We start from the raw sequence: 11,853 nt of genomic DNA on the forward strand, positions 1-11,853 counted from the left end.
CATGGAAGTCTGGGAAAAAATACCACTCCGGCTATGGCCATGGGCTTCATTGACCGCCCTGTCGAAATTGCAGAAATACTTACCTGTAGAGGCTTTTGCCACTTCACTCCTTAAAAGGACAGTGCCTAGTTAGGTCCAAGCCTAACTTTGGTAGGTAATGTTGGCAAAAGAACGAATCTGCATAAACTAAATCGATATTCTCTCCCAATTTATTTTGTAATTCCAGGGGAATAATCAAGCCTGCCGATTGCACCCAATCCGTAATTAATGTTGATTTACGGGCGTAATGATCCTGTAAGTATTGTTCTCGTTGGTATGGGGATAAATTAGTGGAATTTTTGGCAAAACTATCGTAAAAATCATCATGCGGATAATAGTCTTGCAAAATCCAATATTGTTTTAAGCCAAGATGCTGTAAATCATCGCTAAGATAATCCCATTCCGACGGGTCAGCCTGTCCTAAACGGCGGTAAAAAATGCCATAAACTTCATAGCCACAGCGACAAAAATATCTGATCTTATTAAGATTATCCCTCTCACTTAATTTATCCAGAGCCATCATCACTAGTATCGAAGCAATAGCTAAATTTTGAGACTGAATTTCAACCGTTTTTACAGGTAATATTTCCAATGGCCGAAGCAGACACTCTAAAAAGTAATCTGGGGATTGCATAGACTGCCAATGGTAGCTAAATTCCTCGGCTTTTTCCCTCAATTTAGCTAGATTTTTCAACACATAGCGAACGGACTTAGGCAAGTCTTGAGGATTGGGATAAATGCCAGCCCTCGTGTCGTCAACCTGTTCCGCTAACCAACTACCCTGGGGCACCACCACCGGCTTACCCGCCGCTAAAGCTTCTGTTAATACCCCCGAGGTGCGCTGATAATTCATTGGGTTATAGGGCAATACCACCATATCTGCTGAAGCTAATAAACGATAATAGGCATCGGGTTCCAGAGCATGGTCAATTAGCTCCACGGCACTGCGGGGATACTGACAAAGTTTTAGCTTAGCTTCTAGGATTACTTCTTCTCCTCCGGCCACATTGTAGTTAGATTGAATGGTAAATTTTGCCAAACCAGGCTTGAGGTAATCGGTCCATAGGTCTGCCACTAAAGCGGGTAAATGCTGATAGCCTTTCTCTGACCTGGCATCACCTAAATAAACTATATGAATAAAAGTTTTATTATCAACACGCTTATCAAAATTTTCTAACTGTAATTTTTCTTGGCGGAAAGGAATCGGTACTTGAGTAAAAATTGCAGGACTTAGTTGATTATGTTTCCGAACCAAGTCTTTAGTATCTGTGTAAAAGCGAATTTTGCTGGGCCAGAGTTGAGTTTGGCAAAAACTTTCTAAACATTTTTTCAATCCCATTCCGGCGGCATTGATGACCAATGAATCTTCGGTATCGCGCCTAAATAAAAGATGGTAGGTGGGTAAATTATCCCGGTTATGGTTATTTAAAAAATAAAATAGCTCCTCTAACTGTTCAATACCAAAAGTATGAATAAGAACTTGATCCGCCGTCGTCAACTCTAACGCTGGTAAAATCTCTTCTAGGGTCTGGGTAAAACTCTTAGTTTCTACAGCAAAAACTTCTTCAGATTTACTGGATTTATTGACAATTTTAACAACAATTTTTAGGGGAATTTTCGCAACTAGACGGACGACTCCCCAAAGGATTTTTAATAAGCCCCAAGCTGTATTGGTCAAGGGTATAGACCGCAAAGATCGAAGATCTGCTTTAAACCATTCTTTTAATCGTTGGGTGCTACCTTCTACTTTTTCTAAAAATATTCTTAATTCTTGATGATCTTGTTGCCACAGATAAAGCTGATACTGCCACCGTTCCTGCCAAGGTTGGGCTTGCTTTGATGAATCGGGAGCAACAGATTCTACGTTTTTGACATTGACCGGATTGTTGAACCAATCCACTTGAAAAGCTGGAATGATTTTTATATCTCCAGCAATTAAAGACTCCTGTAGAGCTTGATTGGCAATGATAATCGGTTGATAACCTTTTCTTTGGGCTGCTTCTGCCACAGCAACACTACACTCATAGTGATGTCCTTGCAGGTTGCAAAGGGAATGATCGATAACAACAAATTTTTTCATTACCGGGGAAAATAAAAGCAACTTTTCTCCACTTTAATAATGATGGAGAAGCCAATCGATCGCCGTAGTTACGGCAAATCAGCTAATGCTTGGTGACCATGTTCCGTTAGTAAAATAAGCACAATTAGCTAATTCCCAATTTAGTCAATAATGGTAGGCGATCTCCATTGAAATTTTCTGCCACGGTAGCGAGATGAGCTAAATTTTCAGACTCTGTTTCCAAAGTTTTGCCTTCCTTGATGATTTTTTTACCTTGACCAGAGAGCACCTGCCAAATAAATTGGGGGCCGTCTTGTTTTCGTTCCTTAGCCAATAGTAGTAACTGTTCGAGGCGATTTACTACAATGCCCGTTCCCACCAGGGGAGAAGCCAAGAAATTCATTTCATCACTATAAATAGCTTTAGCTTTGACGGCGCTATTAAAAGCATCGGTGGATTTTTGTCTTTGTTTCCGTACTGTTTCACTTGCCGCTGGGTGGGTATAACCAATGCCGGTCATAATGATTAGGGCTTGGTAAAGACTGTTCAAGGCAATATCTTTGGTTCTACTATCTTTTTGCAATTCCCCCAGGGTTAAGGAGCCATTTTCCAAAGCTTCACAAATAGGGCGATAAACTTTTTCCTGGAGTTCCACTTCTCCCAAGGGAAACTGATGTTTAAACTTCATTGATTTGATAGATGTCACCAAGGCAAACCTGAGACTCCGCAAAACTTGTAAGTGTTCTTGGGATAGGAGGGAAAGTTGCCCCCGGGTAAAAATATCCCGCCGGAACTGGGTATTGAGGAAGAAATCCCGCACCACCTGCTGGAAAATGGGATCCGTGACCTGGGACAATTGGGTTTGGGCCGCGGCAGACAAGTTCACTGCATCTACATAATCAATTAAATGGGCTGACCCCATAAAATTGAGCTTCGCTTCCTCCAATTCTTTGGCTACTTCATCAAAGTAAAAAGCATTCCACTCTTCGTTAAAGTATTCGTGGGCCAGATAGTAACGGTTTTGCTCTTTTAGTTTTTCTAAACGAGGTTTTAGAATTGGGTTTTGAGTGAAATAGGTTGCCTTGGACTCTAGCATTTGTTCCGTGAAACTTAATGCTTTTTCAATGCGGGTCAGAATGGGTTCTGAAGAATTGCGTCCGTAGCGGAGCATCAATGCTTGCATAGGTCTGGCTGCGGCCCAACCAGGGAGAGTGTTGTAGGAAATGTAAACCATGCCTCCCACTTTGATTTTTTGACGAATAAAATTCACGATCGCCAGGCGATTTCTGGGGGTAATCCAACTGTAAATACCGTGGAGAACAATGAAATCAAACTGAGGTAAATCTTGATTGATAAATTCTTCAAAACTATCGTCAAAAAAATGGACGTTTTTAGTGCCCGCTGTTTCGGCGAGGGTGCGGGCTTCAACAATATGACTAGGGTTAAAATCGTTGGCGTAAAACTGAGCTTGGGGGTAGCAACTTGCTAATAAATTGGTGGAATATCCCCGGCCGCAGGCCAGTTCGCAGTAATTAAAGTTTTTCTCTAAATTGGGGGATTTTAATGACTTGAGAGTGGCGGCTAGGGCTAATTTGAGGGGACTCAATTCGCCATAAAAACCATAGGTATAGTTAACTTCTAGGACGTAGCCCTCGTTCCAAGTCATAGCTTCTGATTCTGCTTAGGGGTCAAGATTAGCCCCTAGCTTACAAGAAAGGGGCTTTGGGGCCTAGCTGAATGGCAGAAATTTCCCCTCCCTGGCTATTTTTGTCGCATTGCCTCGCCAAATTCGGCCTCTGGCATCCTTCGGCCAGACTCTCACCCGTTCGTTGGCCAAGGGTAAACCCCACCGCTCCATCGGGAAAACCCTCCTTCCTAGCGCTGGATTCCGCCCTCTAAAATTGATTTGGTAGTCCTTACACAGCCCCTATAGAAAATCTTATGCAACCCACAGACCCGAATAAATTTACAGAAAAAGCTTGGGAGGCGATCGCCAAAACGCCGGACATTGCTAAACAGCATCGACAACAACAAATTGAGACGGAGCATCTACTCAGCGCCCTACTGGAACAAAACGGCCTGGCCACCAGCATCTTTAATAAGGCTGGGGTGAGCATTCCCCGGGTGAGAGACCAGGTCAATAGTTTTATTGCTCAACAGCCCAAGTTAAGTAATCCAAGTGAATCGATTTATTTAGGGCGTAGTCTTGATAAATTATTGGACAATGCAGAAACGGCCAAGGTCAAATATGGAGACGACTATATTTCCATCGAGCATTTAATGGTGGCCTACGGCCAAGATGACCGCCTGGGCAAAAACTTATATCGAGAAATTGGCCTCACAGAAAATAAGTTAGCAGAAATTATCAAGCAAATTAGAGGAACCCAAAAAGTGACAGACCAGAATCCAGAAGGTAAATATGAATCCCTCGAAAAATATGGGCGAGATTTAACAGAGTTGGCCCGGGAAGGTAAGTTAGATCCTGTCATCGGCCGAGACGAAGAAGTGCGGCGCACCATTCAAATTCTTTCCCGCCGGACCAAAAATAACCCTGTCTTGATTGGGGAACCGGGGGTCGGTAAAACGGCGATCGCCGAAGGTTTAGCCCAGCGCATCATTAACCATGACGTACCGGAGTCCCTGCGGGATCGAAAACTAATTTCCCTCGATATGGGATCTTTAATTGCTGGAGCAAAATACCGGGGAGAATTTGAAGAACGACTCAAAGCGGTACTGAAGGAAGTCACCGACAGCCAAGGGCAAATTATTCTATTCATTGATGAAATTCACACCGTGGTGGGGGCAGGGGCTACCCAAGGCGCGATGGATGCGGGCAACTTGTTAAAACCGATGTTGGCCCGGGGAGCTTTGCGCTGTATCGGGGCCACCACCTTGGATGAATATCGTAAATATATTGAAAAGGACGCGGCCTTGGAACGGCGTTTCCAAGAAGTTTTGGTGGATGAACCCAATGTGTTGGACACCATTTCTATTCTGCGGGGTTTAAAAGAACGCTATGAAGTACACCATGGCGTCAAAATTGCTGACAGTGCTTTGGTGGCGGCGGCCATGTTGTCAAACCGTTACATTAGTGACCGCTTTTTACCCGATAAAGCCATCGACTTAGTGGATGAAGCGGCGGCCAAACTAAAAATGGAAATTACCTCTAAACCAGAGGAATTGGATGAAGTTGACCGTAAAATTCTGCAACTAGAAATGGAGCGGTTATCCCTACAACGGGAGAATGATTCTGCTTCCAAGGAACGGTTAGAAAAACTAGAAAAAGAACTGGCAGATTTCAAAGAAGAGCAGTCTAAACTCAACGGCCAGTGGCAATCGGAAAAAACTGTCATTGACCAAATCCGTAATCTTAAGGAAACCATTGACCAGGTGAACCTAGAAATTCAGCAGGCGCAGCGGGACTATGACTACAACAAAGCCGCTGAGTTGCAATACGGAAAACTAACGGATCTGCAAAGGCAAGTAGAAACCCTAGAAAGCCAACTGGCGGAGCAGCAAACCTCCGGCAAATCCCTTTTGCGCGAAGAAGTGCTGGAGTCGGACATTGCGGAAATTATTTCCAAATGGACTGGTATTCCCATCAGTAAGCTAGTGGAATCGGAAAAAGAAAAATTACTCCACTTGGAAGATGAGCTCCATGGTCGAGTCATTGGCCAGGATGAAGCGGTTACTGCGGTAGCTGAAGCGATCCAGCGTTCCCGGGCTGGGCTTTCAGACCCGAACCGTCCCACGGCTAGTTTTATTTTCCTCGGCCCCACGGGAGTAGGTAAAACCGAGTTAGCTAAGGCTTTGGCTAAAAATCTGTTTGACACCGAAGAAGCCCTGGTGCGGATCGATATGTCGGAATATATGGAAAAACACGCCGTTTCCCGTTTAATGGGGGCCCCTCCGGGCTATGTGGGCTATGAAGAAGGGGGACAATTAACGGAAGCCATCCGCCGCCGTCCCTATTCCGTCATTCTTTTTGACGAAATTGAAAAAGCCCATGGCGATGTGTTTAATGTCATGCTCCAAATCCTCGATGACGGTCGCTTAACCGATGCCCAAGGCCATGTGGTGGACTTCAAAAATACGATTATCATTATGACCAGTAACCTGGGTTCCCAATACATTTTAGATGTGGCAGGGGATGATAGTCGTTATGAAGAAATGCGGACAAGGGTGATGGATGTGATGCGGGAAAACTTCCGTCCAGAATTTTTGAATCGGGTGGATGAAACGATTATTTTCCACGGCTTACAAAAATCCGAGTTACGATCCATTGTCCAAATTCAAATTCAATCTTTGGCTTCCCGTTTGGAGGATCAAAAGTTAACTTTGAAGTTAACCGATAAAGCTCTAGACTTCCTTGCCGCCGTTGGTTACGACCCGGTGTATGGGGCCCGACCTTTGAAACGAGCCATCCAAAAATACCTGGAAACGGCGATCGCCAAGGGAATTTTACGGGGGGATTACCAACCAGGCGAAACCATTGTGGTGGATGAAACCGACGAACGCCTCAGTTTTACCAGCCTAAGGGGAGACCTGGTCACCGTTTAAGGCTTTCTGAGCTGTCAACTCCAACGGATGAGCAATTTCATCAACTCCAGCCCTGGGGGATTCTAACTCCGCTGTCATAGTTGCCCCTGGGGTTTGGTGATGGGACCATAACCCCTGGCCCCGGTTAATCAAAATGGCCATGCCCTTGTCATAATTACTGGCGATCGCCAAAAAAGCACCGGCCATGACGTAAATGGGCAGGGGCAAAATTATCCCCAATAACCATTGGAAAAGTTGCACTCCGGCAAATAAAACCACCACCACCACCACTAAAAATGGCATCATTACCCTCCCCAGAGACAATCCTGTAAGCTCAACCTGGATCATATACGGATATCAAACACTGACATCCGCCTTAGATGGTAGAAGATTTTTTCCCTAAATCAAACCCCAATAAAAATCGTGGTGGAACCACAGCCATGGCCACCACGAAGATAGTAAGTTATGCAGACTAGTAGGTCAGGTAATTATTGGTGTCGCAGTTACACAGAAGCCGGAACCTTAGCTTCAGTCGTTAACTGTTCGTAAACTTCCCGCATTTTCAGACCCACCAACACCTGGAACAGACCAGTGCCATTGTCAGTGCCTGGGTAGTCCTTATGCTTGAGCAACAACTCGGTCATCTCACCATAGTACTTAGTACCGGTTTTGCTGAGATGGTTTTCCACGTAAACCATTTCCTCTAGGTTTTCAAACCGACCATCTACTTCCAGCAAAGAAACTTCGTTGCCCATGAAATTATCGGGGCCGTAGTACATCTTGATGCCGGGATAGGTGCAGGTTAGCTTCCGACCACAGGGACGCCAATCAATGGTGGAGCCTTCATCAAACAGGTAGGCCGGCTCGAAGAACTTAACCCCTTCTTTTTGGACAAGACGAACCCGCAGAAGCTTACTTTCCTTATCTTCAATCAACCTGGTGGGTAACACCTGGATAACTACATCCGCATGCTGCTTCTGGGGCTCAATGTAGGCGGTGAAGTCGGGCTTACGGGCGTTGATCGAAGCCAAAATATCTTCATAGGTGTGGCCCCGTTCGGCCATGTCCCGTTGAATTTTCCAGTTAATCTTTACTTCTTCGCTGATGTCCAGGTACACCCCGAAATCCACCAGTTCCCGGACCCGTTCATCGTAGAGGGGGTGCAAACCTTCAATCACTACCACCTTATTGGGGTCAACCTTTTCCGGCGGATCCAGCAAGCCCGTTTCGTGGTTGTAAATGGGTTTCATAATGGATTGACCACTTTTGAGCGCTTTAATCTGCTCATACATCAGGTCAAAATTGTTGGCCCTGGGATCCAATGCGGTGACCCCAGCGGCTTTTCTGCCCTGGCGATCCAAACTATGGTAATCGTCTAAACAAATTACCGTCATGAACTCTTCGCCGAATAAATCCGTTAATCGACGCAAGAAAGTAGACTTACCGCAACCGGAATCCCCGGCAACACCAATAAGAACCACGCGGTCTAGCTGTGTGGTCATAACATCCCTCAAAAATGCAAAACTGATTGTTAACCCGGTTTCCTAGAAAATTTCTCCTCACCCCAAATGGCGTGTTGGAGAGACAAACCAGAGCCTATGGGCTTGTTAACCCCCTGTCAAGGGCCGACGGAAAACTAATCCTGAGATCTAGTCATCTTAGTCAACCCCAGATAACGCTCTTCGGTTCCAGCCAGAGATATAGCCTGACCCTCTGAATACTGAGTATGAATTCTATCAGAATTGTATTCCCTTCTACAAGATTGACCCAACCAAGGGGAGCGCCCCTCCATTGTTGAACTAATTCAAGTTCGTTCTAGGCTTAATCGTCCGGGAAAGTGATACAGGGGTTACATTTTATCAAGGTTAACTTTGTTAGGGTAATAGGACTAAATCTCCGCTTCTGACCCCACTGCTCCTCCCAGCCACGGCGATCGCCTGACGATGGTAGGCTTGATAATACTGCAATAAATTTCTGTCAGTATTATTTGATTGAGTAGGGAGCAATTAACCCATGTACAGTCCCGGTTACGTAGCGACTTCATCCCGCCAGAGCGATGCCGGTAATCGTTTATTCGTTTATGAGGTAATCGGCCTGAGTCAGAGCACCATGACTGATGGCTTAGACTATCCTATCCGCCGTAGTGGCAGCACGTTCATTACCGTCCCCCTAAAGCGGATGAACCAAGAAATGCGACGCATTACCCGGATGGGAGGAAAAATTGTCAGCATTAAGCCTCTAGAGGGAGATTCGCCTTTACCCCACACCGAGGGCATTGCTAAACCCAGTCAATCCGAGGGAAGTGGTTCAGAAGCGGTGGCTAATCCAGCCCCTGAATCTAAGAAAACCATGACAACAACCCCCAAAGAAAAGAAAGCTGACGATATTCCCGTCAATATTTATCGTCCCAAAACTCCCTACATTGGCAAAGTTTTAGAAAATTACCCTTTGGTGAGGGACGGAGGCATTGGCGAAGTACAACACCTTACTTTTGACCTCTCCCAGGGTGACCTACGCTATCTGGAAGGGCAAAGTATTGGCATCATTCCCCCCGGAGAAGATGACAAGGGCAAACCCCATAAACTGCGCCTATATTCCATTGCTTCCACTAGGCACGGTGACTTTGGCGATGACAAAACCGTTTCCCTCTGTGTGCGCCAACTAGAATATCAAAACGAAGCTGGGGAAACCGTCCAAGGGGTTTGTTCCACCTACCTGTGCAACATTAAAGAAGGGGATGACATTGCCATCACCGGCCCCGTTGGGAAGGAAATGCTCTTGCCCCCGGACGAAGATGCCAACATTGTGATGCTAGCCACTGGCACCGGCATTGCTCCCTTCCGGGCATTTCTGTGGCGTATGTTCAAGGAACAACACGAAGATTACAAGTTTAAGGGCCTAGCTTGGCTGATCTTTGGTATTCCCAAATCAGAAAATATTCTTTATAAAGACGATTTGGAAAAAATGGCGGCGGAATTTCCTGACAATTTCCGTTTAACCTATGCCATCAGCCGGGAGCAACAAAATGCCGAGGGCGGCCGGATGTATATCCAGCACCGGGTAGCGGAAAATGCCGAAGAACTCTGGAATTTGATGCAAAATCCCAAAACCCACACCTACATGTGTGGTCTCAAAGGCATGGAGCCTGGTATTGATGAAGCTTTCACTGCCCTGGCGGAACAAAATGGCACCGAATGGACCACTTTCCAACGGGAAATGAAAAAAGAACACCGCTGGCACGTGGAAACTTACTAGGGACTTTTGCCTGTGGATTAAGTGGATTAATTTGTTTGGTCTGAAGGGGAGTTTGCCATTGGTAGGCTCCTTTTCAGTTTTGGGCCAACAATTAACAGAGAGCTGGGGTTGAATCTAGGCAGAACTTGGCTAAGGCTTGGGACACGCCATCGGCTTCCACGTCCGCCGTTACCCAATCCGCCACCCTTTGTACTTCCGGGGGAGCATTGCCCATGGCCACTCCGACTCCGGCATATTTCAGCATTTCTAGATCATTAAAATTGTCTCCGATCGCCAAAACTTCCTGGGGATCAAGTCCTAACACCTCTTCGGTTAAATGTTTAAGGGCTAGGCCTTTGGTGGCTTCGGCGTGGGTGACTTCAAAGTAAATTTCAGTGGATTGGGTCAGATGCACAGCCTGGCTCCGGAGTTTGTGGCCCATTTCCGCCATCAACTGGGCCATCAGGGGAGCATTGCGACTAATAGCCAACATTTTGGTGGTGCTACCCAATGCAATAATTGATCGTAAATCGCCGCTGGCCTGGGCCATGGCACCGGACCTTTCCATATAAATATGGGTTTCTGGGGTGATGTGCCGCACATGGAGCTGGTCGTTGTAATAGCAGTGGACATCAAGGTGGGGTTGCAGATCCGGTTGCTCAAAGTGGGCCAAAATCTCTAGGGCGATCGCCGCGGGGAGGGGTTTTTCCCTCAAAACAGTGCCGCTGTGGGGATGCTTGGTTAGGGCGCCGTTGTAACTAATCAAAGGCAGAGTTGACTGGATGGCTCGATGGAAGCGCAGGGCTGAACCGAACATTCTGCCGGTGGCCAACGCCACTTGGATACCCCGGCTCTGTACCTGGTGAATGGTTTGCACCACTGTGGGGTTGATTTGATTGGATATTCCGGCAATGGTGCCATCAATGTCCAACACCACTAACTTGATTGACACTGTTAAACTCCCTGGCAACGGATTAATTGGGCAAAAATTCTGCGAGAAAGCTTAAATTTACAATGGTTTACATTTCCCCTTCCATTTAACCATTCTGACAACGGGCTCCAACATTGGCGTCCCAAGCCAGAGCGACTATGCTGGAAAGGCAAAAATTTTGGTCTAATTTGGTGTGACCAAATCGCCGGGACAATTGTTCATTGGTTGCATTACCATCTAAATTATTGTTCTGGGCTCGGATAAATCTTGCCAGAGGAGGCATTGGGGTGGCAACTTCTAGAACACAACGGGATGTTTGGGTTTACGTGGGCATTGGAGCCATGGTCAGTGCTCTGGTGTTATTTTCCTTGGTGCCCCTGGTGATGGGTTTGTGGCAACCCCGCACCGCTGCTGATGGAGTTGTCAATGGCGCCACTCCCCTGGAAAATCAGGCGTTGGGTTATCAGTTAGTGTTGGAAAGAGAACCGGATAACGTCAATGCTCTCCAGGGCTTGCTAGAAATTCGTCTGCAACAAAAAAATCTGACAGCGGCGATCGCCCCTTTAGAGCGGCTGGGACAGATTAAGGCGGATCAGGTGCAGTACCGTATCCTGTTAGCCCAGCTTAAAACCCAACTGGAAGATAAGGCCGGAGCAGCGAAAGTTTACCGAGAAATTCTCCTTCAATCCCCTTACAACATTCAGGCGTTGAAAGGCCTCAGTGGACTTTATGCCCAACAGGAGCGCCCCGCTGAGGCCGTGGCCATTGTGCAAAATGCCATTACCCAGGCAATCAAAGCCCAAACCGGAGCCCCTGGTACTGTGCCCCCTGACCAGCTCACTTCTCTACAACTGTTGCTGGGGGAAATTTATCTCAGTCAAAACCGCCCGGACCAGGCGATCGCCATTTATGAAGCCGCCAGTAAAGTTAATAGCAATGATTTTCGTCCAGTCCTAGCCCAGGCCCAGGTCATGGCCCAAACCGGCAAATTAAAGGAAGCGGATCCTTTCTTCCAGCAGGCAATTATGCTGGCCCCGGTGCAGTATAAGGA

The 11,853-nt window shown here is 46.5% G+C and carries 8 protein-coding genes; 3 read left to right on the plus strand and 5 right to left on the minus strand.

Going from position 1 to position 11,853, the window contains the following annotated elements:
• Nucleotides 1-103: 103 nt before the first annotated feature.
• Nucleotides 104-2,119, minus strand: a complete 2,016-nt coding sequence (locus IQ219_RS09300) for a glycosyltransferase (RefSeq protein WP_228016860.1) — start codon at nucleotides 2,117-2,119, stop codon at nucleotides 104-106.
• 124 nt (nucleotides 2,120-2,243) lie between these two features.
• The gene (locus IQ219_RS09305; RefSeq protein ID WP_194072416.1) at nucleotides 2,244-3,764 is read right to left on the minus strand and encodes a class I SAM-dependent methyltransferase; all 1,521 of its coding nucleotides are present in this window, start codon (nucleotides 3,762-3,764) and stop codon (nucleotides 2,244-2,246) included.
• Between the two features lie 275 nt (nucleotides 3,765-4,039).
• Here IQ219_RS09305 and clpB point away from each other — a divergent pair, with 275 nt between their 5' ends.
• Entirely contained in the window at nucleotides 4,040-6,658 is a 2,619-nt protein-coding gene (gene clpB / locus IQ219_RS09310; RefSeq protein ID WP_194072417.1) for an ATP-dependent chaperone ClpB, read from the plus strand.
• Here the strand turns inward: clpB and IQ219_RS09315 are convergent.
• Nucleotides 6,632-6,943 carry a hypothetical protein gene (locus IQ219_RS09315; protein ID WP_194072418.1) on the minus strand — a complete coding sequence of 104 codons (312 nt, stop codon included), beginning with the start codon at nucleotides 6,941-6,943 and terminating at the stop codon, nucleotides 6,632-6,634. The two genes, clpB and IQ219_RS09315, sit on opposite strands and share 27 nt — an antisense overlap.
• Before the next feature lie 197 nt (nucleotides 6,944-7,140).
• Nucleotides 7,141-8,139, minus strand: coding sequence for a phosphoribulokinase (locus IQ219_RS09320; RefSeq protein ID WP_190595697.1), 999 nt, complete (start codon nucleotides 8,137-8,139; stop codon nucleotides 7,141-7,143).
• A 511-nt stretch (nucleotides 8,140-8,650) separates the two neighbouring features.
• Here IQ219_RS09320 and petH point away from each other — a divergent pair.
• Nucleotides 8,651-9,892 (plus strand): ferredoxin--NADP reductase, encoded by a 1,242-nt coding sequence (gene petH / locus IQ219_RS09325; protein ID WP_194072419.1) that lies wholly within the window; start codon nucleotides 8,651-8,653, stop codon nucleotides 9,890-9,892.
• A 91-nt stretch (nucleotides 9,893-9,983) separates the two neighbouring features.
• Here petH and IQ219_RS09330 read toward each other — a convergent pair whose 3' ends face one another.
• Nucleotides 9,984-10,823 carry a Cof-type HAD-IIB family hydrolase gene (locus IQ219_RS09330; protein ID WP_194072420.1) on the minus strand — a complete coding sequence of 280 codons (840 nt, stop codon included), beginning with the start codon at nucleotides 10,821-10,823 and terminating at the stop codon, nucleotides 9,984-9,986.
• A gap of 266 nt (nucleotides 10,824-11,089) precedes the next feature.
• Here IQ219_RS09330 and IQ219_RS09335 point away from each other — a divergent pair.
• A partial coding sequence (locus tag IQ219_RS09335; protein ID WP_194072421.1) for a tetratricopeptide repeat protein occupies nucleotides 11,090-11,853 on the plus strand: 764 nt, incomplete at its 3' end.

The organism is Synechocystis sp. LEGE 06083 (assembly GCF_015207725.1).
GTDB classification, from domain to species: Bacteria; Cyanobacteriota; Cyanobacteriia; order Cyanobacteriales; family Microcystaceae; genus Synechocystis; species Synechocystis salina.